Genomic DNA, 21,358 nt, shown 5'->3' with positions numbered 1-21,358 from the left:
CCTGTTTATTTTTTAGTTAACCCAGCATAAAACATTCGCCCCAATGAATTAAATGAAATATATTACCAGTTAAGTGTGAATTACATTCATAGTTTGAGTGGGTAATAATGATTGAAGCTAAAAATATTCAGCAGTTAGATTTAAATTTACTTAAAATATTTGAATGCCTATACCGTGAAAAAAACATGAGCGAAACCGCAAAGGTGCTGTACATAACGCCCTCAGCAGTTAGCCATGCTATAAAACGTTTGCGCAGTGTATTAAACGATCCGTTATTTGAGCGCCAAGGGCAATTAATGCTGCCCACCCCTGCGTGCCAACGTATGGCACCTGAGCTAATAGATTTACTCGAAAAATTACGCCAAGTGCTACAAGCCTGCGGTGACTTTAATTTAGCGACCACTGCGCAAACCTTTAAAATAGCTCTGCACGATGCAATAGAGCCTATTGTTTTGCCTAAATTGCAACTTGCACTGGCAAAACATGCTCCCAATGCAAGCTTAGCGAGCGTAAAATTAAGCCGTGAAGATATGCATAAGCAATTAGCTAATCATCAAATAGATATGGCAATTGATGTAGCACGGCCAATAAAAGCGCCCATTAGCCATGCTGTTCTCTCAAGTGATCACTTTTGTGTACTCATGAAAAAAAACCACCCGCTTAAAAAGCAACTCAATATAGACAATTATTTAGCGGCTAAGCATGTTGCGGTATCTAACCGAGCAACCGGTACTGTTATTGAAGATATTGCGTTATTGCAATTGAGTTTTAATAGGCAGGTGGCTATACGTTGTCAAAATTATTTTGCCGCGAAAGAGGTAATAAAAGACGCGCCATTTTTACTTACTTTACCTTCAATGGTGGCAAGCCAACTGCTAGACGACACGCTAATAGCACGGCCAGTTCCCACCACTATGCCTGCTATTTATCAGCATTTATATTGGCATCAGAGTACTGATAAAGACGACGCTTTAGTATGGTTACGTGGGCAAGTGCAGCCTATTTTTAAACGTTAATAGCTATAAAAAAAGCGCCAAACTTAGTGAACTTAATTTGGCGCTTCGCATTATTTTTTAAGCGTTTACAAGGCGTTTGTTTTTAAACTTAAGCCCAGCAATTAATAACAGCGGCCCAATAAACATGGCAAGGCCATATACACCGCCTGTTACTGCGTATTCTGGCTTATTTAAAAAGCTTATAGCAATTAAAATAGCCAACGATGCGTTTTGAATCCCTACCTCAATCCCAAGTGTTAGCGAATCGGTCAGGTTAAGATTTGAAAGCTTAGCTATGAGCAAGCCAATGACCATTGAGCCAATATTTAATGCAAGGCAGGCCCAAAATACAGCATCAAACGAGCTTGCCAGTAAGGCGCGTTCTTTTATTACTAGCGCGGCTATCATGGCGAGCATAAAAAATAACGAAAAACGCCTAAAAAACGGCTCACTTTTAATCGCAAATTCGCTTTTAAAATGGCGCAGGCTTATCCCTATGGCTACAGGCACTAAGGTGATTACAAATAGCCCAAGTGATGTGGTTAATATAGAAAAATTAGCATCGTCTTGCGGCGCAAATTGGTGCATGGCAAAGCCAATAATAAACGGGGTGGTAATAATACTAATAGCAGTTGAGGCAGCGGTTAAGCTTACCGACAGCGCTAAATTAGCCTTTGCCAGCTGGCTCACTACGTTTGACATAGTACCACCCGGGCACGCGGCTAAAATCATTAACCCTATTGCTATAGGCGTGGGTAAATTAAGTAAATAACACAAACCTAAAGCCAGTAGCGGCATGGCAATAATTTGGCCTAGTAAGCCCATAGCAATTGCTAAGGGCTTTTTAAAAAGCCGCGTAAAGTCGCCAACTGTAAGCCCAAGCCCCATGCCAAACATAATAAGGGCAAGGGCGAGTGGGAGTATGATTTCTGTTAAAAATGATGCGTTCAAATTAGGCGGCCTCTGTTGTTTTTAATGCCAGCACTTCGTAGTTAAATGAGTACGGGGTTAGCTGCGTTTTTATCTGTTGTTGCAGCGCGTTTAACTCATCTTCATTAACTAAAATTGTGGCTTTTATGCCTAACTTTTTATCAGCAAACACATTTATTTGCACGGTTTTGTTGATTAATTGCTCGCTAAGAGCCTCTGTAATGGTTTGTTTTATTTCTAGGCAAACCAGTTCAGGCTTATAAATTTTACCTACGGCAGTAAGCGGTATTTCATCAATTATATAAATAGCTTTTGGTATTGCTGCTCGCTCAGGTATGTTGGCGCTAACATACGCGGTGAGATCATCAAGCTTAAGCGTACTATTTGGGCTTAGCGTTACGTAAAGTACCGGCACTTCGCCTGCGTAGCTGTCGGGGCGGGGCACGGCGGCTGCAAGTGTTACATCGGGGTGGCTGGTTGAGGCATCTTCTATCATTTTGGGGTCTATATTGTGCCCGCCTCGTATTATTAGCTCTTTTTGCCTACCACATAAAGATACATACCCGCTCTCATCTATTTTTCCTAAATCGCCGGTTCTAAAATACTGTTGGCCGTTTTCATCAACTACCCATGCGCCTTGGTTATGCGCATCTTCTACGTAACCGGGAAATACGTTATTACCGGTTATTATTATTTCGCCAACATCGAGTGTATCGCAAATTTTAACAAGCGTGCCTTGCTCGTTTATATCGGCAATTTTAAGCATAATACCAGGTATTGGCAGCCCTACAGAAGCCTCTTTATTTATTGGGTTTACAGGCATTAACGTACTTACTGAGCTGCCCTCAGTTGAGCCATAACCCTCTACCAGTGGGGTGTTTGTGAGTTTAGTAAACAGGGCTTGTAAATCTGATGAAAGCGGCGCGGCCCCACAAATGGCAAACTTCATTTTAAGCGGTGGCACCGATATTTTTTGCGAGGTAATTTGCTCAACCATAGCCGCGTAAACCGTAGGTACGGCGGTCATAACGGCTACATCGTAATTATTAATTAGGGTGAGTAAGTTTTGAATGATGTTTTTACCTCTAAAGCCTGAAGGGCTTGCGAGTAAAATTTTACAGCCTTTCATAACCGAGGCAATGCCTGTTGCCACTGCCGCATTTACATGAAATATGGGCAAACCTACTAGCATGGTATCGCCTGCGTTTACTGGCGAAAGTAAATTAACCTGCCCTGCATTGGTAAGCTGGTTTAAATGTAAGTGCTTGGCAAGTTTTGGTAAGCCGGTGGTACCACCCGTATGAAAATACGCGCACACATCGCTTTGCTCAGGCAAAGTAAAATTAGCTGCTTGCGTACTTTGCGCCGCGAGTAATTTTTTAAACCCATACACGGGTACTTTATTATTTTGCGAACACGCTATGTCGTCACCAAATAAGCTAATAACCGCTTTTAGGCCAGGTATATGATCTTTAATTGCCATTACTTTTTGCCAAATATCGCTACCAGGGACTGGGCCTAGGGCAATAATTACTTTGGTATTGGCTGAGATCATAATTTCTTTCATTATGGACTCATCAAGCAAGGGGTTTATAGGGTTTGCAATGCCAGCGGCCTCTGCTGCCCAAAGCGATACATAGGTTTCAGGGAAGTTAGGTAATACCAGCGAGGTTACATCGGTTTTTGTTATACCTAACGAGTGCAATGCATTGCCAAGCCCTGTTACGTTATTGGCAAGCGCTTTGTAGCTCATTTTACGGTGCGGATTAGCAAAGCTTTTACCTTTAAAGGTCATTAAAATGCGGTGAATTAGCTTTTTTGCAAACGGAATTTGCGCTTCGCTAATGCAGTCGCCATCTAAAATGTATTCAATAGCGGTTGCATCACCAAAGTTTTTTGCCGATTGTAAAATGGCATGATAAGTAGAGCGAGGAAGTTGCTCTGGTGATATTTCAGCAAGGTTTAAATTGCCAACATCGGCGTGGTTTTTAATTGTTGTTATATTCATAAAACCCTCAACGTATCTTTATAATGTGTGTGTTTGCGTGTGAGTGCATAGTATTTAAACGCGGCTTTGGGTGTGTGGGCCATTACCGCGCAAATTTTAGTCTATCAAAATTAAGCTATTGCCAGTGTTTTAATCTAAAAAGCTGTTATCTTTTGCGGCAACAACCTGATACATGGGCTGAAAGTTCCCCCATGTAACTAGCTCTGAGCCATTGGCTTGTTTAGTGTGTAGCGCAACATCGTGAGAAATAAGCTTAGGCTCGCCTGCTGCTTGCGCTAATAATTGGCTTTGGCAGCAGCTATCTAGCAATACAAAATTGGCAACTGCGGCATCAACCGACGAACCAACGGTAAGTAAACCATGGTTTTGCAAAATAACAGCGCAGTGATCAGCCAGTGACTTAGCTATCATATCGCCCTCTTCGCTGTCGGCCACTACGCCGCTAAATACATCAAATACACTGTGGTTTTCGTAAAATACGCAGGCATCTTGCGAAATTGGTTTAAGTAACTCTCCTAATGCCGAAAACGCACGGCCATAACGTGTATGGGCATGGGCTACTGCGTTTACGTCGGGTCGCGCCATGTGTATGCGTGAATGAATAGCAAACGCGGCATTATTAATCGGTGTGCTGCCTTCAATAATATTACCTTTATGATCAACCCGAATAAGATCTGACGCTTTAATATGCGCAAAGTGCATACCCACAGAGTTTACCCAAAAAGTATCGGGCTCTATGCAGTCGCGAAGTGTTATGTGCCCCGCAAGTCCTTCATCAAAACCGTACATGGCAAATACTCTAAACCCTGCGGCTAGGCGCTGTTTTTCGTAGCTGCGTTGCTCCTTAAGGGTATTAAATTTAGGCGGCATAATAAGTTTAAATTTGTCGCTGCCTATGGTCATTTTTGCGGCTTGCTGCTCTAGTGTATTGCTCATAATAATCCTAAATTAAACTCTGTTGACTTTAGTTTAGTCTCGCTTAAGATAAATAGAAGTGATGTTAATTAATGGTTAAACATAAATACTATGCATGGAAAGATAGATTTAAACCTGTTTGTAATACTTAAAACGGTATATCAAGAGGGCAGTATTACCACTGCAGCGGATAAACTGCATTTAACGCAACCTGCTGTTAGCCATGCGCTTTCCCGCCTTAGAGAAAAGTTTGACGACCCATTATTTATTCGCCACGGTCGGCGTATGGTGCCCTCTCCTTTTTGCCAAAAAATAATAGCGCAAGTTATTGAGTCGGTTCAGGTATTAGAGTCAACCTTAAATAGCGAACGGCTTTTTGATATAGCCGCCTTTAAGCGCGAAATAAAATTTGGCTTTAGAGATATTTTAGAATCGATATTTTTTCCGCCGCTAATGAGCGACCTACTCACAAACACCCCCAATATCACGATTAACAGCCGACAGGTGTCGCATGTTGATATGGAAAAATCACTCGAAAACCAAGAGCTCGATATAGTCATTGATGTGCTTACCCCAACGAGTAACCACATAAAAAACACCTTTATTTGTAATGAGCATTTTTCGCTAATTTGTAGGCACGATCACCCAATATTAAATGATTTAACCGTACAAAATTACGCAAAGGCATCGCACGCGTTGGTGTCGTTAAAAGGCGCGCAGGTAGATATTATTGATATGGCGCTGGCAAAGCATGCACTTGCCCGTAATGTAGTGCTTAAATGTGAACATTATTTTGCGGCGACTAAAGTGATTAGCCAAAGCGACATGATAATGACCATGCCAAACGCGTACGCGCAAGTATTAAAAGAGCAAATGCCTGTGCATGTAACTAGCTTGCCGTTTGATGTGCCGTTAATGCCTGTGCACATGTATTGGCACGAACAAGCCGATGACGATTTAGTAAATAGTTGGATGCGAGAAAAGCTGCTAGGTTTAGCCCAGCAACTTATCCCTGCTGACAAACTTAAAAGCGGTAATTAAATTGTGCGTGATAACTACGCCCACGCTCTGATAAAAAACGGTGTGCGTAGCTAATTACTGGCACATCATTGGCCTGCGAAAAAGTGTGTTTATCGGTTAAATTTTTAGCCAATAACGCTACCGACCAATCTCCTTCACTGCTACCTAGCTCTATGCGTAAATTTAGCTTTTCAAAAGCGCTTTGCTTGGCTATTGGGTCAAGATCTTGCTCTAAAAAGTAATCGTCACTAAAGTTAAGCGCTAAATTGCTACTTAAAGTTAAATTAGAAAATACCTCGGTATTGTAATCAATCGCTATATTGCCTGAGTAATCGGGAGCAAACGCGCCAGTTTGCCCGGTTAAATCTTGAAACGCTTGGCCAAGTAGCTCGCTTTGCATAACCGTTGGCGATGCACTGGCGTATTGTTCGTATTCAAAATCAAGCACCGCAAGGTTTGCCGATAGCTGCCAACTTTGATTTATTGCCCAGCGCGAATCGAGCTCAATCCCTTTTACTTTGGTTTCGGCGGCATTTTTAACTACAAATGCATTACCATTAAATTCAGATACTTGTAGGTCATCGTACAGGGTGTAAAACAGTGTAGCATTTACTTGTAGAGTATTTTTAATTGGCTCGGCTTTTATGCCAAATTCAAAGTTTGTGGCTTTTTCGTCGTCAAACTCAAAGCCTGAGTTTTCATCAACCGTGTTACCTTGTGAGCCATTTAAGCCAGAGCCATCAAAACCACCGGCTTTGTAGCCTATGCCAGCGCTTGCAAATAACATGGTGTTGTTAAACCCTAAATATTGCACACTAATATTGGGTGATAAGTGCGATTCATCACGCTTAGCGTTAAGGTTATGTACCCCCGCGCCCGAAAGCTGCCCTGCAATAGTGGGCGCAGCGGCATTAGCAAATTGTTGTACGGCTTGCGGTGTGTTTGGCTCAAATACGCTATACACACTTTGTACGCTGCTTACTTCTTTTTCTTCTTTTTGATAACGCAGGCCAAAATTAGCGCGCCATTGCGCGTTTACATTCCAAGTAAGGGCGGTAAATGCGGAGTAGCTTTGTTGGTCTTGATCAAACAGCGCATTTACGCCCAATGATGTACCCACTAAATCAGGAATAAGTAACGATGCGCCAAATAAAATATCGTTTGGGTGTTTAAGCTCGCTGCTCATGTAAAAAATGCCCGCTACGTATTCAAGCGTGCGCCCTGTTGGCGAGCTTACTCTAAACTCTTGCGTAAACTGGTTATAGTTTTCTAAGTAGTCTTGTTTTATAAGCGGGATTTCTGAAAAGTCCGCGTCAAAGGTTGAGTCCCAATCGTACTCGCTATACGTGGTTACAGAGGTAAATTCGTATTCGCCATGGTTATAGGTTAATTTAAGTGATGCGTTATCAAGCGTGGTTTTACTTTGCTCATTAAGCCCACCTGGGTGATCATCGCCCGATACCGAACTTGTGTAATCAAGGCCCGAGTTGTCGCTTAATAAAAGTGAACGATACCCTACATTGCCTGGGTTAGTAGGGTCATTTGCTATTTGTAAATCTCGGTTGGGAGTATCAATAATGTATTGGTAGCGCGAGCCATGCGATTCAAACTCACCGTGTTCCCACTTAAACAATGCGTTTATATCATCGTTTATTTGCCAATCTATTGATAAACGTGCACCTGATGAGTCGTTAGATTGCTCATCGCTTTGGCGCGCTTGGTTATATAAAAAGCCATCAACAGAATGATCAAACGCGGCAATACGTATGGCTAAATCATCGTTAATAGGAATATTTATAACGCCTGTAAAGCGCTTTTCGTTATCAGAGCCAAACTCTGCCGATACGTTGCCCTCAAGTACATCGGTTGGCGAATTTGAAACCATACTAAAGGCTCCTGCTGTGGCGTTTTTACCAAACATAACCGACTGCGGGCCTTTTATAAGCTCAAGGCGCTGCATATCTAAAAATGGAAATTTAGCCTGATGCCCGCGCCCTAAATACACGCCATCTTTATACATAGCAACCGATTGCTCAAAGCCTGAGTTAGTACCCGAGCCTATGCCGCGTACAAAAATACGTTTACTGCTTGAGGTTTCGGTTATATGCACGTTAGGTAGGTTTTCGCTTAGGGCGAGTAAATCATCAACACTGTTTTGCTCGAGGTAATCGCCAGAAAGCGCTTGAATAGAGGTAGGAATATCTTGTAGCGATTGCACCCGCTTTTGCGAGGTGACGGTAATGGTTTCAAGCTCACTTTTATTTATTTTTTGCTCGCCAGCTTGTGCCATACCCACGCTTAATGCGCTGAGCGTAAATAAAGTAAGTGTTTTTTGTTTTAAAAAACTAGGTTTTAAATGTGTGTGTGACTGTGTGTGTTCAGTTGTCATGGCTGCAACTCCATTATAGAGGTTATTTTTATTGGATAATTTTGCGTCTATTTCATACTGACGAGTCTTAAAATAAATAACAGTGATGTTTATTTATTCAACACTATTAATAATATTTATAGTTAAGCGAAAAAGTGTCGTTTAAAAGAGGGGTTATAACGGGTTTAAAGTGGGTTAAAAAATATCTGTGGATTAGCGGTTTTATTTGCGATTGCCGAGTTTGGGGTGTTTGCTGCATTGATAAAGGCAGTAAGCTGTGGTGCATTTTCGCAAAAAATAATATCCAGTGCTAAACGGTTTTTGCCGTATAAGCCTCGGTGAATCATATTGGCTGAAAACAACAGTAAGTCTCCTGCATTTAGTTTAATTGTTTTGCCTGTAGTTAAGTTATCGCTTGGCAGCTTATTATTTTTTGCAAGACGTACATTTAGCTCCTCTAGTGTATCCCAATTTTTATGCGAGTGGGGCACAAGCTCTATACCTGGTTCGTCTTCAAGGGCTAACCGGCAGTGCACTACGTCGGGCCCGTTTAACGCAGCTTGTTGCTCTTGCACATTTAAATGGTATTGCATATCGCGATGCCAATAATTTTTTTGTGTAACATTAACGGGATTAAAAAATAACTGAGTATTTAAAAACAGTGGCTCACTAATCGCCTTTTTTACACGCTTAATTAATTTGTTATCAGCTATTAAACTAAATAAGGCTTCGTTTTGCTGCGCCGTTAAATACTCACTATTTGTTATGCCCGAGCTATTAATTGCACGGGATTGATAAAACTCACGGTTATTAGTTTTCCACTGTGTATGAAAGGCATTAACTAGGAGCTTAATTTTATTTAGCTCTTCGGTGCTGTAAAGCCCCTTTACAAGCATATAACCGTTTGATTTATAGTTGTTCATTGTGGTTCTTTATTTAATATTGCAGCAACACGTTCAGCAAGTTCTGGCAGTACATCTTGTGCAAACCATGGATTCTTTTTAAGCCAAATATTATTGCGTGGGCTTGGGTGTGGTAGCACCAAATGCTCCGGCCAATACTCACGCCACGATTTTACTAACTCGGTTAAGGGCCTGTTTTTAGTATGCGGTAAATGATAAGCCTGCGCGTATTTACCAAGCACGATTGTAAGCTCTAAATTTGGCAGAGCGGCCAGTAATTGCGCTCTCCAAGCAGGTGCACATTCTTTACGCGGGGGTAAGTCGCCCGACTTACCTTTACCAGGGTAACAAAAGCCCATAGGTAAAATAGCTATTTTTTGCGGATCATAAAACTCATCAACACTTAGCCCAAGCCATTCGCGTAGGCGGTTTCCGCTGGCATCGTTAAAGGGCTTGCCAGTTTCGTGTACTTTTATGCCCGGTGCTTGGCCGGCAATTAAAATACGCGCATTGGCATTAAATTGTATAACGGGGCGAGCACCTAACGGTAAATGAGGTTCACAGATCACGCATTTACTAACTTGCTCAATTAAATTGATCGGATCCATATAAATCTGGCCTTAAATGCTTAAGTTTTGTTCTAAATGGCCATTTAGACCTAATGAGTTGGTAAAAAATCGGTTTATTTTACTCAAATTAGTTATTAGTTGGTAAAATCGTGATCTCACTTGAAAATAACAACTAATTATTTGATATATTTATTGTTTTTCTGACCATACGGCAAATTCGTTACCACTGGGCTCGGTAAAGTGAAATCGGCAGCCACCGGGGAACTCAAAAATAGGTTTTACTATTTTGCCGCCATATTGCGCTACTTTTTTATAGGTAGCGTGAATGTCGTTACTGTAAAACACCAACAGTGCGGCCCCATGTTGAGTAAGTGATTTAAGCGGTGCTTTAAAAAAGCCACCATCAAGCCCCTGGCCGCTAAATGCCGTATACTCTGGGCCATAGTCGGTAAATTGCCAGTTAAACACGTTAGTAAAAAAGCTTTTTGTAGCTGTTAAATCGCACGCGGGAAACTCTACATAATTTAGTTTTTCGTGGTTGCTCATTTTAAATTTACTCATTGGCTTGCCAGTATTGACCACTGTAAACCTTCGTTATTAGCTAAGCAATAACCCTAAAATAGCAGAGATCAGTATTTTACTAACATGCTAGGCACTAATGTTAAATTAACTAGAATATACAAATGAGAATCGCTATCTTTTGTATTTGTAAGCTTTATAATAACGCCTTATTTTTATCCTCGTATTTGAATAAGGGATTTGTTAATTATGCAGGCACCTCTGCACATAGCACCTTTTACAAGAACTAACCTAGCTGCGCTTTTAAAAGTGGCCCAAAGCTATAGAGTGTTAGTATTTTTGCGTTTTATTATTGCCATAGTGGGTGGCTATGCATTTACCTCAGCGTGTATTTCATTATTAAGTGTACTGCTGCCCATTCCTAAGCAAGATGCCGTATTACTGTGTGTGTCTATCAGTATTTTAATTTACGCCGCAGTGTTTATTTATGCGTTTTCGGTTAAGTCGTTAAAAACTGTTTGGATCAGTATTTTACTAAGTACAGGTTTTTTTGTTGCTATATTGGCATTACTGAAGGGTTGGCTATGAAAGACAGTTTTTTTAGGTCGATGACCTGGCTACATACCTGGGTGGGCTTACTTACCTGTTGGATTATTTACGTAATATTTTTTGCAGGCACAGCGAGCTTTTTTAGAGACGAAATAAACTTGTGGAATCAGCCGGCTATACACAATGTGCAAGCCCAAACCGACAGAGTGGCCGCGCAAAGGCAGCAAATTATTAATGGCTTTGAATATTTAAATCAGCACGCTGAAAATTCCCCTAGTTGGCGTATTACCTTGCCCGAAGAGCGAATACCGTATTTGGTATATGGCTATGCAAAACCTAAAGAGCCAGGGCAGCGCCGCAGCCAGTTTGTAAATACCCAATTAAACCCAAACACCATGCAAGCGCTGCCTCCTTTTGTTGAAAGTAAAGGCGGTAACTTTTTTTATCGGTTGCATTATCAGCTTTATTATTTAGATGCCATAACAGGGCGCTGGGTAGTGTGTTTTGCCAGCTTTTTTATGCTACTGGCAATAATTTCGGGCGTGGTTATTCATAAGCGCATATTTAAAGATATGTTTACTTTTAGGCGCAATAAAGGGACTCGTAGCTGGTTAGATGCGCATAATTTAAGCTCGGTACTTGCCCTACCGTTTCATTTAATGATTACCTACACAGGCATTATTACGCTTATATTTATGTTGTTCCCCTACCCTGCGTTAACGACGTACGACAAGGGCATGCGTGGCTTTTTTAACGATGCAACACCTAGCAATAACGTGACTAATAACGCCCAAGGCAGTGCAGAATTGCTCCCTATAAACACTATTTTGGATCAAGTTTATACTAAGTGGCCTAGTGCAGATATTACGCGTGTTCAGGTTAGTAAACCGAATATGGCCGCTTCAACAGTAACGGTATTGGTAAGCCCTGCAAAGGCGCTTCGCGATCAATCTCCACGGCTTTTGTTTAGTGGTGCTACGGGCGAGTTAGTTGCACAAACTGATGACGAACTTAGCAGTAGTAAAGCACTTTATGAATCACTTAACTCTATGCATACAGGGCGCTTTGCTACGCCTTTACTGCGCTGGTTATACGTACTTGGCGGAATTGCAGGCTGCGTAATGATTGGCTCTGGCTGCATAATGTGGGCTAAACGCATACGCGAGCGTAATAAGGGTAAAGCCTCATTTGGCTTACAGTTAGTCGAAGGTTTAAACCTTGCCACCATTATGGGCTTACCACTGGCTACTTGCGCCTTTTTTATTGCCAATAGGTTACTTAGCCCGACCGTAGCAGGACGTAGTGAAAAAGAAGTTACAGCGTTCTTTTTAGCATGGTTAGTGGTTGCCGTTATGGCACTTTTAAAGCGTGATAGGCTGCAATGGCGTGTAATGGCAGCCATAAATGCCCTCGCGTGTTTGAGTGTACCGGCAATAAATGCGTTCACCACACAGGGCAATATAGTGAGCTACTTACTTAATAAACAATGGGCCTTGTTTATTTTCGATGCGGTATTTTTACTGTTTAGCATACTGTTTTTAGTACAAACCGAAAAATTACGTACTGCTTCTAGTGCATCTAAAAAAACAGCTAATAACCTAGCCAATAATAAAAAGAGGCAAAAAGCATGATTGATTTACTTAGCTTTAGCCTCTGTTTGTTTGCTTTTAATGGTTTTGCTTTGGCAAAACCAGCGCATTTTAAAACGGTGTTTACAAAGCGTCCCTCTAAGCTGCAAAGTAATTTGCTGCTAATAGTTGCCTGGATCAGTATTTTACTAAGTTTATTGTTCTGTGTGGTTACGCAGCAGGGATACGGTGCTTTACTTTTTTGTGGCTTTATGGGGCTAAGTGTATTAATTATAACGATTTTTTATAATTTTATAGAAAAGTTGATTAAGCCATTTAGCTTTTTAAATATGTTACTGATTGGCTTATCAGGGCTATTACTGGTAGTAAATTAACTTTAGTTAGTAAAAATCTGATCCAAAGTAAGCCATTAATTTTAGGCAAAAAAAATGGCAAGCTATAAAGCTTGCCAACAATAGGGGGATATTCAGTATGTCCAACACTTGCATGTCTCGTTGCAAGTGCAGCTAATATAGCCCGAACATATTTAACTTACCTTACAGTGAAGTGATCGTTTTATTACAGCTGTAACAATCATTTGCTCAACAACTGTAAAGCCCCTTTACATAGCTAAATAACCTACTGTTTAACCCAAATAATTTGCTCTGTAGCAAAGCCTAGTTTGTTTGCTTTAGCTATAAAATGTTGTTTAAGTTTGTCACTAACGGTAGGTGTACGCGATAAAAACCATAAAAAGTCGCGGTTATAACTTGTAATAAACGCATATTGGTAGTCGTCATGGTCTAATTCAAAAATAACGTAAGCACCATAAAATGGGCCAAAAAACGAGACTTTAAAATGGCCTGTGTCAGTCCCTTCTACAAATTTAGCTAAGCCCTGTGCTTCATCCCACTTTTGCTCTTTAGTTATGAAACCTTTGTTGAGCACTTTTACAGTGCCATCGTCATTTACGGTGTAAGTCGCGGTTACTTGCTCCATACCCTCTTCGAATGAGTGATCAAGGCGGGCAATTTCGTACCACTTACCTTTGTACTGATCTAAGTCAAAGTTTTTAACCGGAGTAATGCCCTCTGGTGCGCTTGTGCAGGCGGTGAGTAAAAATAACCCTGTAATGAGTAAAATAGTCGTAATGGCCTTCATGAAAGCTCCTTTTTAAAAGTGATGTTGTTTATACGGCTCTAAGCCAATAAAGTTTGCTAGCCGATTAAAATAAATTGCTATAGGATCAGCTAAATACTAGAGCAATTAAAAGATTTAAGCATGAAAATATGGGTAGATGCCGACGCATGCCCTGTGGTAATAAAAGAAATACTTTTTAGAGCCGCTGAGCGCACGCAAACACCAACCATTTTAGTAGCTAACCATGCAATGCGTATTCCGCCTTCAAAATTTATAAGCCGCGTACAGGTTTCGAGCGGGTTTGATGTGGCCGATAACGAAATAGTAAAACGCGTAGAAAAAGGCGATTTAGTTATTACTGGCGACATACCGCTAGCCAGTGAAGTTATAGATAACGGCGGCCAAGCACTTAACCCGCGTGGTGAGCTTTACACGCCAGAGAATATTCGCTCGTTATTAAACGTGCGCGACTTTATGGATACCATGCGCTCAAGCGGCGTAGAAATGAGTGGCGGGGCACCACCGCTTAGCCAAACCGACCGCCAAAATTTTGCCAATAACCTCGACCGTATTTTAGCGCAAAAAAAGGCGAGCTAGTGTGAGTGAGCAACTAATTGGCTTAGGTGAGCAAGCCTTTAGCGTAGGCGTTTATGTGGCAAAAGCGCCGCCTATGCCTTACTTTGCAACCCTACACAGTGTTGAGCCTGTAATAAACGAGCAAATAAATACCATAAACCAGCACTGCGGGAATGGCTGGCGTAAAGTGTTTAACGTATACGCTAAAGTGTTGTTTGCGCTACCGAGTGAGCATTACAGCTTTGCTAAACAAGCCGCTAGCTGGCAAGCATATCGCGATACATTTTTACTGCAAAAAAACAGTAAAACAGCGCTGTTATTTAGTGCCCCCATTATTAACGCCACAAATAAAAATCAACTGCATATTATTGCTGGGCGGACCCATGCTAAAAACTTATTACAGCAAGGTAAGCTTAATGCGCAATTTAATTGGTTAGACGATGAGTTTGCAATTGATACAACGAATAACATTATCGTGTGCCCGTACTTTGATTACCGGCAGTTAAGTAATATTAAAATAGCCCGATTAAGCGAGCTAGTTGCCAAGCTTAAAACATCTAATTAAAAATGTAAGGACTCAACATGGCGGGAATTTTAGAGCTAAATACGTTATTAAAATCAATGAACCCCGAGCTTAAACAAGGTGAATACATATTTTGTTGTTTAGCAGGCAACCTTGCTGACTACGTTCATTTAAACCCGCTTGCCAGTTACGTTGAAGAAGAAGGCCTAACCCTTATTTTAAATGCAGATACCGCAGATAAAGCCGGTATTACTTATGAAGCTAAATATAATTTAATTACCCTTAATGTGCATTCAAGCCTTGAGGCTGTTGGGTTAACCGCTGCGGTATCGGCCAAATTAACCGAGCATAATATTAGCGCTAACGTAGTAGCTGCGTTTTATCACGACCATATTTTTATACAAACCGATAAAGCGCAGGCTGCGATGAAAGCACTTGGTGAGATTGGTTAAAGGTAGTTGATATAAACCTGATCTGAGTAACACGTATTTAGTGGGATGCGCCCTATGCTTATGTAAAACACAAAGCCGATATTGCAGTATCGGCTTTTGGTATTAATTAGTTTTGATTGCAAAAGTGGTGCGCTACAGGCTCAATTTTTACTGTATCGCCTGCATTTACTATCACGCATTGCGTGTTTTTATCGAGTTTTTGCTTTTGAATAATAGTAAATTCGCCTTCGTTAGCTGCGTATAAATTGTATTGATAGGCATCGTTACCGCCTTCAAATAATGCGGTAAATAACCCTCCCACTAACCCACCAATTATTGCTCCGCCGAGCATTTCTTCGCTGTTGCCATCTAAGTTATCGACAAAGCCAAACCCGGCGCCAGCTGCTATGCCTGTGCCTACTTCAGATGAAAGTGTGACGGGTTGCATTGATTCTACCGATGCGTAGTAACGTTTAATTATTTGGTTTTGATTGTTTCGATCTACCCCTTGCGATGCACAGCCTGAGAGTAGTAATACTGCGATAAGATACTTTTTCATGTTGAGTCCCTGTTAATATTTAATAGGGAAATAATAAGTAGCAACGCATATAAAAGATGTAAGAAGTTTGTTTGTTGCTGTCAGGAAATGTAAGGATGTGTATAAAATAAAACACCGAGTATGCATACTCGGTGTTTTGGGTTATGTTATTTAAATTTTATACTATTAAACAACGTATCCGCTAAAACCAAGCGCTTTAAAATAAAGCTTAGGAATACCGTATTTGCACTCGTTAAGTAACTCGCTAAAGCGCATTCTATCAAGTGGGTAAAATTCACTGTCTAAGTTTTGAGCTGTGTAGGTTTGCCCTGCATCACTTAAGCCTAAATCGGCACACACAGAAATTTGTGCTTCGCGCTCAAAGTCGGTTTCGGGTTTCATTAAATCGCTAATAAATAAGTTTGCGCCTTTATTTAAATTAGCTTTAATATTTTTTAATAGCTGCTTTTTGCTGCCGTCGTCTTTTAAAAAGTGCATTACGAGTAGGCATAGCGCCGCATCGGCCTTGGTAGATAGCTTATCAAGCTCGCCTTCAATAACATTAACGCGCTTTGCTATGCCGTGCTCTTCAAACGCGTGTTTAGCAATTGCGAGCATATCACTTGAGGTATCTTGCGCGGTAAATTGCCAAGTGGGGTTAAGTGCGGCAAGGGCGAGTATTTCTTTGCCTGTGCCTGCGCCCACGACTAAAATATGTGCGTTATCTTTAAGGGTTGCTTTAAGTTGAGCATTAGTAAGTTGGTGCAATAGCTCATAACCTGGGACTAAACGGGTAATGCGGTCGTTGTAATGCGTTGCTTGCTCGCCTGTGAATGTTGGCATTTTTTAACTCCTTTATAAGACTTCAACAGTGGAGTATCCACCACTTTTTTTACTTACATGTACTTGCGTGGCTACGCGTTCACTCATTTCACTCACATGCGATATAACCCCTACTTTACGGCCTTGTGCTTGTAATGAGTCGAGTGCGTCCATAGCAACGCTGAGTGTTTCGCTATCTAACGTACCAAACCCTTCGTCAATAAACAAAGAGTTGATTTGCACTTTATTTGAAGAAAGCGATGCAAGCCCTAATGCCAGTGCTAGTGATACTAAAAAAGATTCACCACCAGAGAGCGTATTAACCGAGCGTTGTTCGTCGGCCATATCGCGGTCAATAATGGCTATATCGAGCGATTGCGCAATGGCAGTAAGCTCGTAGCGTTTATTGAGGGTTTTTAAATGGCTGTTAGCATAATGCAGCAATATTTTAAGGGTTTGTGTTTGCGCTAAATTACGCATGGTTTTACCGGTTGCATCCCCTAATACTTTATTAAGCACGTGCCACTGCTCTACCTGCTTTTTAAGGGTAGCAAGTTCAGCGTGTTTGCCTTTAAGTGCTTTGGCGTTTTGATTGTGTTGCTCAAGCGCGGTATTAGTGCCAAGCAAACTATTTTGTAGCTCAGTTTGCTCATTGGCTAAGGTCGTTTCTTGCTCTGCTAATTGGCTTTCGCTTTTTTCGGGCTTGTTAGTATTTTGGTGATCTGTTTGCGCCTTTTGCTGTTGCTTAAGCGCTGCATTTGCGTCTGTAAGTGCTGCTAAACGCTGCTCAAACTGCATTAATTGCTCTTTTATTTGCTCACTAGTCAGAGTTAGTAAAATAGCGATCTGTTCGTGATTTACCTCGCTATATTGCGCTTTAAAGTCGTTAAACCAGGCATTATAGCGCTCTTCAAGTGTACTTTGCTCTTGAATTTGCTCTGCCAAGCGCTGCTCAATGTTTTTGAGTGTTATAGCGTGTTCATCGCGTTTTTTAATTGCGCTGTCGTGGGCTTGTTGGCTTGTATGTAACGCCTTTTGGCATTGCTCAAGCTGCGCATTAAGTTTTGCTTGGTAATCATCGGCACTTAATGGCTCGTTGTTAAATAAAGCAAGGCGCTCTGTGCGTGTGGTGTTTTGCAGTTGTTTCGCTTTGGCTAAATCGTCTTTTAAAACTTTAAGCGCTTGCTCACTTTTAGCAATTAACGGTGTGAGTTGCTGTAATTGCTGATTAGCGCTGTCTATTTGTTTTTGACTTTGTTCAAGCTGAACCTGTGTTTGCTGGAACTGCTCAACCTGCTGGCTTAAATCGCTCATATTAAGCGTGTTGTTTTGCAATTGCTGCCAAAAGTCACTGTGCTCAAACTGTGCATTAAGGGTGCTGGTAAGCTCGTTAACTTGCGTATTTAGCTCTGCATGTTTAGTGTTTATTTGGCCAAGCTTATTGGTTAATTCAACATGCTGATTATGCAATTGCTGCTGTGTATGTTGCTCGGTTTTTAAGTTACTTATTAGTTGATTTACTTTTTCTTGCAGGGCTGTTTGCTGTTTTTGCGATTCAAAATAGTGCGACTTTTGACTGCTGAGCTGGGCGTATGTTTCATCAAGCTGCTGTGCTGTTAAGTCGTTAAGCTCTGTACGTGCCCCTTGCATTGTTGTTTTAATTTCTAGCTGCTTTGCCTGTGCGCTCTGTATGGCTTGGCTGTATTGGGCGTGCTCAGTGACAAGTACAGCATGTTGAGTTTGATGCTGATGCAGCTTAGCTTGGGCGCTATCGTGTTGCTGCTTAACTTGGTTATAACTTGCTTCAAAATCGGCTATTAGGTTATTTAATTGCGGGTTTTGGCTGCTTGCATACGGGTGCTCTTTTGCCCCGCACACTACACATGGCTCGTTAGGGGTAAGCTGCGTGCGTAAATGCTCTACGTTTTCGCTGGCACGCAGGCGAGCTTGGTTTAATGCGTATTCACTGTGTTTAAGTGCTTGCTCGCACGAGGCTAAGCTTTGTTGCAATGTTGTTTGCGTTTGCTCACTGTGTACAAGCTTGGCCGCAACCGCCGCTTGTTGTTGTGTGCTGTGTTTTATTTCTTGATTAAACTGTTGGTAGCGCAAACGCTGATCTTTTAAATATTCAATATTTTTAAGTTTGCTATCGCATTGTTCAATATTAAATTGGCGTTGTTGCTCACTTAGCTGGTTAAGATCTTTTTGTTGATGCGCAAGTTGTTGCTCTTGCAGCTCTACTTTTTTAGTTTGCTCTGCTAACAGCGCCGCTTGTTTAGTTTGCTCTTCTAACAGCTGTTGGTTTTGCGAAGCGGTTGCCTTTATTTGCTCATTGGCACTTAAATACGTATTAAAGCTATGTTGGTAATAATTCCAATCATTAGCCAATGGTTTAAGCTGCGTGTACTCGTTTAGCCACGTTTGATGCCCAGTGCTGAGTTTTGTTGCCTCATCGAGTGCATGTTGGCTTTGCGTGTACTGCGTTTGTAATTCGCTAAGTTGCTGCTGCTCTTTTTCGCTTTGCTGAGTCAGGCTTGTAATAGTTTGTGCGTGTATAGCAAGTTGGCTGTCGAGCTCGCGGGCTTTTGCAATAATTGGCTCTGCCGTTTGCTTTTGCTCTTGCGCTGTTTTTAACTCGCTTTGCTTTGTTGTAAGTGTTGCGGCCTGCTCTTTTATAAGCGCAGCATGGTCAATCGCTTTTAAATCGCTTATTTGCGTACTAAGTGCGTTGTTTTGCGCCGTTAAGTACTCATGACGTTTGCGGTTGTCTTTTATTTCAAGGGCGCTTTGTGCTTGTTTAGCTTGCTCACTTTGCTTTGCTATTGCATCAAGCTGTTGTTGTGCGTGTTGTTGCTGCTTTATTGCGTGTTCTAGTGCCTGCGATAAGCTAGCTGCTTGCTTATACCAATTTAAGTTTTGCTCTGTTGCTGCATGCGTTTTTTTAGTTTGCTCAATTTTTTTAAGTAACTCATCGCGCAGGGTTTGCTTAGCACTTAATTCGTCATCGCTCAACAAGGTGTAGCTTGCAAGGCTTGCATTAAGTAATTCATATTTATCTTTTAGCGCTTTATTACGCTCAAAAATACGTTTACCTATTAAGCTAAATTTATCGGTGCCAGTTAAACATTCTAAAAGTTGTGCGCGTTCATCGCCTGTGGCTTTTAAAAAGGCTGCAAACTCGTGCTGTGCTAATAATACCGCACGCGAAAACTGATCAAAGCTTAGCCCTATTTTGTTTTCTACTTCTTTTATAGTTTGGCTTTTATCGGCTATTAGGGTTTCATCGGGCAAGGTTAGTAACGTATGCTCAGCCACTTTTAACTTGCCTGTTGCCTTTTTGTGGGTGCGGGTAATAACGTAGCGTGCGCGGTATAATTGTTTATCTTGGCCTACAAAATCAACCTCAGCAAAGCCTTCCCATTTGCCTCTGCGCAGTAAGTTACGCGCATCGTTTAGCTTTATACTGTCGCCGTTAAAATCAATTAAATTGCCTTTATCGCCTTTTAAGCGTGCTGTTTTAGTATAAAGCGCTAAACAAATAGCATCTAAAAAAGTGCTTTTACCTGCGCCTGTGTCGCCAGTTATTGCAAATAAACCAGCGTCTTTTAGTGGAGCTTGAGTAAAGTCGATTTCGGCATCGACTATTGAGGCTAAATTATGAATACGAACTGCGGTTATTTTCATAGTTGCTCTTGCTCCGTCAGCTCACTTATTACATCGTTTAACAGTGTTTTTAGCTCATCTGGTACAGCTTGGCCGGCCATATCTTTGTCGTTTGCAAAGGCTTGTTCTAATAAGTTTAATGGGTTGAGCATTTCAATTTCGCTTAAATCTTCAAATACGGCGCTGTTATCGCTTGCTATGGTTTGTTCTCGTACCCGCTCAATGCCGCAAAATTTTACGTGTTTACCCTCAAGTGCTTGCTCTATTTGTTCTCTAAAGGTGGTGTCGGTATCACTTGATTTAAGTTTTACGCGTAAATAAGGGGCAATAGTATGTTGTGATGTATCGAGCGCTTTAATTTGCTCGCATAACTCGCTTAATGGCACGCACTCCCCTTTTGGTAAAATAATTACTTCAGCAGAACGTGGAATGTAAAGGGGGTTTACAGAGGTGCTAATAGTTGGTTTTTCATCACTTTTAAATTCTACTACATTAACTTGGTGTGTGTACTTACGCTCTGAAAACGACATAGGAATAGGCGTACCGCTGTAACGAATAACGTCTTTTTTAGCGACTTGCTGCGCTTTGTGTAAATGCCCCAGTGCTACGTAGTCTGCCTTGTTACCAAATACATTGGCCGAAATAGACTCCTCCCCACCAATCACTAAATTACGTTCTGAGTCACTTGAAATATCACCGCCTTTGGCATGTAAGTGCCCCATTACAATTAACGGCGAATTTTGCGCGTTAATGCTAAAGGCGTGATCAAGTGCAAGCTGATAGGCTTTTTCAACGCCTTGTGCGTAACTAGGGCCGTTTTTAGTATGACTAAGTGAACTTATATCGCTGGTTCGTAAAAAAGGCATAGCGACGATTACAGCGCGTTTATTTTGCGTATTTATTTCAATCACGGTATTGGCTGGGTCGGTTACTTCAAAGCGCCCCACTACATGGGTATCAAACTGAGCAAGTAAGGGCTGCGCCGCTAATATACGATTTGCTGAGTCGTGGTTACCGGCAATAATAACAACGTGCAATTGCGGGCAACGCTTTTTAGCATCTTTTATAAATTGATAAAGTTGGTTTTCGGCGCTGGCACTGGGTGTGGCTGTATGATAAATGTCGCCTGCAACTAAAAGTATATCTATGTGTTGCTCTACAAGGGTGCTAAGTAGCCAAGTAAAAAATGCAGCGTGCTCATCACGGCGGTCATGTTCATAAAATTGTTGGCCTAGGTGCCAATCTGAGGTGTGGAGAACTTTCATATCGCGCTCTTAAAAAACCATAAGAGCGCCAATATACCCAAGGCAAGTAAAGATGCA

Annotated in this window: 20 protein-coding genes; 8 read left to right on the top strand and 12 right to left on the bottom strand. The window is 41.5% G+C overall.

Translation table 11 applies throughout. The features are described 5' to 3' along the window. Nucleotides 1-107 precede the first annotated feature (107 nt). Entirely contained in the window at nt 108-1,016 is a 909-nt protein-coding gene (locus NQT65_RS09055; RefSeq protein ID WP_256851005.1) for a LysR family transcriptional regulator, read from the top strand. A 57-nt stretch (nt 1,017-1,073) separates the two neighbouring features. Here the strand turns inward: NQT65_RS09055 and NQT65_RS09050 are convergent, their stop codons facing one another. From NQT65_RS09050 to NQT65_RS09040, 3 genes are all read right to left on the bottom strand, one after another. Further along, nucleotides 1,074-1,946, bottom strand: coding sequence for a bile acid:sodium symporter family protein (locus tag NQT65_RS09050; RefSeq protein WP_054982042.1), 873 nt, complete (start codon nt 1,944-1,946; stop codon nt 1,074-1,076). A gap of 1 nt (nt 1,947) precedes the next feature. Continuing rightward, nucleotides 1,948-3,933, bottom strand: a complete 1,986-nt coding sequence (locus NQT65_RS09045; protein WP_256851004.1) for an AMP-binding protein — start codon at nt 3,931-3,933, stop codon at nt 1,948-1,950. Nucleotides 3,934-4,062: 129 nt separating this feature from the next. Beyond that, nucleotides 4,063-4,869, bottom strand: a complete 807-nt coding sequence (locus NQT65_RS09040) for a class II aldolase/adducin family protein (protein WP_256851003.1) — start codon at nt 4,867-4,869, stop codon at nt 4,063-4,065. 90 nt (nt 4,870-4,959) lie between these two features. Here NQT65_RS09040 and NQT65_RS09035 point away from each other — a divergent pair, with 90 nt between their 5' ends. Continuing rightward, nucleotides 4,960-5,889: a LysR family transcriptional regulator gene (locus NQT65_RS09035; protein ID WP_256846598.1), complete on the top strand. Its 930-nt coding sequence runs from the start codon at nt 4,960-4,962 to the stop codon at nt 5,887-5,889. On the opposite strand, the gene NQT65_RS09030 is transcribed toward NQT65_RS09035, so the two are convergent. The 4 genes from NQT65_RS09030 to NQT65_RS09015 all read right to left on the bottom strand — a co-directional run bounded on the left by NQT65_RS09030 (nt 5,873) and on the right by NQT65_RS09015 (nt 10,253). After that, nucleotides 5,873-8,257: a TonB-dependent receptor gene (locus NQT65_RS09030; protein WP_256851002.1), complete on the bottom strand. Its 2,385-nt coding sequence runs from the start codon at nt 8,255-8,257 to the stop codon at nt 5,873-5,875. The two genes, NQT65_RS09035 and NQT65_RS09030, sit on opposite strands and share 17 nt — an antisense overlap. Nucleotides 8,258-8,421: 164 nt before the next feature. Next, nucleotides 8,422-9,159 (bottom strand): phytanoyl-CoA dioxygenase family protein, encoded by a 738-nt coding sequence (locus NQT65_RS09025; RefSeq protein ID WP_256851001.1) that lies wholly within the window; start codon nt 9,157-9,159, stop codon nt 8,422-8,424. Further along, a complete protein-coding gene (locus NQT65_RS09020) occupies nt 9,156-9,746 on the bottom strand; it encodes a uracil-DNA glycosylase family protein (protein ID WP_024033006.1) in 591 nt (196 codons plus the stop codon). Before NQT65_RS09020 ends, NQT65_RS09025 begins: the two co-directional genes overlap by 4 nt. A gap of 150 nt (nt 9,747-9,896) precedes the next feature. After that, nucleotides 9,897-10,253 carry a VOC family protein gene (locus NQT65_RS09015; RefSeq protein ID WP_006793291.1) on the bottom strand — a complete coding sequence of 119 codons (357 nt, stop codon included), beginning with the start codon at nt 10,251-10,253 and terminating at the stop codon, nt 9,897-9,899. A 222-nt stretch (nt 10,254-10,475) separates the two neighbouring features. Here NQT65_RS09015 and NQT65_RS09010 point away from each other — a divergent pair, with 222 nt between their 5' ends. From NQT65_RS09010 to NQT65_RS09000, 3 genes are read left to right on the top strand one after another with little or no spacing between them, the layout of a single operon-like run. After that, on the top strand, nt 10,476-10,814 hold the full coding sequence (locus NQT65_RS09010; protein ID WP_126009613.1) for a hypothetical protein: 339 nt from the start codon (nt 10,476-10,478) through the stop codon (nt 10,812-10,814). Next, nucleotides 10,811-12,406 (top strand): PepSY-associated TM helix domain-containing protein, encoded by a 1,596-nt coding sequence (locus NQT65_RS09005; protein WP_138685446.1) that lies wholly within the window; start codon nt 10,811-10,813, stop codon nt 12,404-12,406. The genes NQT65_RS09010 and NQT65_RS09005 overlap by 4 nt, the downstream gene beginning before the upstream one ends. Then, nucleotides 12,403-12,738, top strand: a complete 336-nt coding sequence (locus NQT65_RS09000; protein ID WP_256851000.1) for a DUF3325 domain-containing protein — start codon at nt 12,403-12,405, stop codon at nt 12,736-12,738. The genes NQT65_RS09005 and NQT65_RS09000 overlap by 4 nt, the downstream gene beginning before the upstream one ends. A 244-nt stretch (nt 12,739-12,982) precedes the next feature. On the opposite strand, the gene NQT65_RS08995 is transcribed toward NQT65_RS09000, so the two are convergent. Further along, the gene (locus NQT65_RS08995; RefSeq protein ID WP_256850999.1) at nt 12,983-13,504 is read right to left on the bottom strand and encodes a lipocalin family protein; all 522 of its coding nucleotides are present in this window, start codon (nt 13,502-13,504) and stop codon (nt 12,983-12,985) included. A gap of 120 nt (nt 13,505-13,624) precedes the next feature. Between NQT65_RS08995 and NQT65_RS08990 the strand changes: the two genes are divergently transcribed. The 3 genes from NQT65_RS08990 to NQT65_RS08980 are packed head-to-tail and all read left to right on the top strand — an operon-like array spanning nt 13,625 to nt 15,034. Continuing rightward, on the top strand, nt 13,625-14,080 hold the full coding sequence (locus NQT65_RS08990; protein WP_256850998.1) for a YaiI/YqxD family protein: 456 nt from the start codon (nt 13,625-13,627) through the stop codon (nt 14,078-14,080). Nucleotide 14,081: 1 nt separating this feature from the next. Then, on the top strand, nt 14,082-14,624 hold the full coding sequence (locus NQT65_RS08985; RefSeq protein WP_126009606.1) for a DUF6942 family protein: 543 nt from the start codon (nt 14,082-14,084) through the stop codon (nt 14,622-14,624). 17 nt (nt 14,625-14,641) lie between these two features. Beyond that, complete coding sequence (locus NQT65_RS08980) at nt 14,642-15,034, top strand: ACT domain-containing protein (protein ID WP_126009604.1); 393 nt, start codon at nt 14,642-14,644, stop codon at nt 15,032-15,034. 106 nt (nt 15,035-15,140) lie between these two features. Here the strand turns inward: NQT65_RS08980 and NQT65_RS08975 are convergent, their stop codons facing one another. The 4 genes from NQT65_RS08975 to NQT65_RS08960 form a co-directional block, all read right to left on the bottom strand. Then, nucleotides 15,141-15,572, bottom strand: a complete 432-nt coding sequence (locus NQT65_RS08975) for a hypothetical protein (protein WP_256850997.1) — start codon at nt 15,570-15,572, stop codon at nt 15,141-15,143. Nucleotides 15,573-15,737: 165 nt separating this feature from the next. Then, nucleotides 15,738-16,394 carry a class I SAM-dependent methyltransferase gene (locus tag NQT65_RS08970; protein WP_256850996.1) on the bottom strand — a complete coding sequence of 219 codons (657 nt, stop codon included), beginning with the start codon at nt 16,392-16,394 and terminating at the stop codon, nt 15,738-15,740. Between the two features lie 12 nt (nt 16,395-16,406). Beyond that, the gene (locus NQT65_RS08965; protein WP_256850995.1) at nt 16,407-20,057 is read right to left on the bottom strand and encodes an SbcC/MukB-like Walker B domain-containing protein; all 3,651 of its coding nucleotides are present in this window, start codon (nt 20,055-20,057) and stop codon (nt 16,407-16,409) included. Then, on the bottom strand, nt 20,054-21,301 hold the full coding sequence (locus NQT65_RS08960) for an exonuclease SbcCD subunit D C-terminal domain-containing protein (protein WP_256850994.1): 1,248 nt from the start codon (nt 21,299-21,301) through the stop codon (nt 20,054-20,056). The genes NQT65_RS08965 and NQT65_RS08960 overlap by 4 nt, the downstream gene beginning before the upstream one ends. Between the last annotated feature and the right edge of the window lie 57 nt (nt 21,302-21,358).

Origin of the sequence: Pseudoalteromonas agarivorans (genome assembly GCF_024518735.1) — a bacterium.
In the GTDB taxonomy this organism is placed as follows: domain Bacteria; phylum Pseudomonadota; class Gammaproteobacteria; order Enterobacterales; family Alteromonadaceae; genus Pseudoalteromonas; species Pseudoalteromonas atlantica.
Note: the sequence above shows the minus strand (reverse complement) of the source record. Positions and strands in the feature narration are given on the sequence as shown.

Coding starts and splice junctions, on each gene's coding strand:
- NQT65_RS09055 (WP_256851005.1), top strand. CDS start 108: ATGATTGAAGCTAAAAATATTCAGCAGTTAGATTTAAATTTACTTAAA.
- NQT65_RS09045 (WP_256851004.1), bottom strand. CDS start 3,933: ATGAATATAACAACAATTAAAAACCACGCCGATGTTGGCAATTTAAAC.
- NQT65_RS09040 (WP_256851003.1), bottom strand. CDS start 4,869: ATGAGCAATACACTAGAGCAGCAAGCCGCAAAAATGACCATAGGCAGC.
- NQT65_RS09035 (WP_256846598.1), top strand. CDS start 4,960: ATGCATGGAAAGATAGATTTAAACCTGTTTGTAATACTTAAAACGGTA.
- NQT65_RS09030 (WP_256851002.1), bottom strand. CDS start 8,257: ATGACAACTGAACACACACAGTCACACACACATTTAAAACCTAGTTTT.
- NQT65_RS09025 (WP_256851001.1), bottom strand. CDS start 9,159: ATGAACAACTATAAATCAAACGGTTATATGCTTGTAAAGGGGCTTTAC.
- NQT65_RS09020 (WP_024033006.1), bottom strand. CDS start 9,746: ATGGATCCGATCAATTTAATTGAGCAAGTTAGTAAATGCGTGATCTGT.
- NQT65_RS09015 (WP_006793291.1), bottom strand. CDS start 10,253: ATGAGCAACCACGAAAAACTAAATTATGTAGAGTTTCCCGCGTGCGAT.
- NQT65_RS09010 (WP_126009613.1), top strand. CDS start 10,476: ATGCAGGCACCTCTGCACATAGCACCTTTTACAAGAACTAACCTAGCT.
- NQT65_RS09005 (WP_138685446.1), top strand. CDS start 10,811: ATGAAAGACAGTTTTTTTAGGTCGATGACCTGGCTACATACCTGGGTG.
- NQT65_RS09000 (WP_256851000.1), top strand. CDS start 12,403: ATGATTGATTTACTTAGCTTTAGCCTCTGTTTGTTTGCTTTTAATGGT.
- NQT65_RS08995 (WP_256850999.1), bottom strand. CDS start 13,504: ATGAAGGCCATTACGACTATTTTACTCATTACAGGGTTATTTTTACTC.
- NQT65_RS08990 (WP_256850998.1), top strand. CDS start 13,625: ATGAAAATATGGGTAGATGCCGACGCATGCCCTGTGGTAATAAAAGAA.
- NQT65_RS08980 (WP_126009604.1), top strand. CDS start 14,642: ATGGCGGGAATTTTAGAGCTAAATACGTTATTAAAATCAATGAACCCC.
- NQT65_RS08975 (WP_256850997.1), bottom strand. CDS start 15,572: ATGAAAAAGTATCTTATCGCAGTATTACTACTCTCAGGCTGTGCATCG.
- NQT65_RS08970 (WP_256850996.1), bottom strand. CDS start 16,394: ATGCCAACATTCACAGGCGAGCAAGCAACGCATTACAACGACCGCATT.
- NQT65_RS08965 (WP_256850995.1), bottom strand. CDS start 20,057: ATGAAAATAACCGCAGTTCGTATTCATAATTTAGCCTCAATAGTCGAT.
- NQT65_RS08960 (WP_256850994.1), bottom strand. CDS start 21,301: ATGAAAGTTCTCCACACCTCAGATTGGCACCTAGGCCAACAATTTTAT.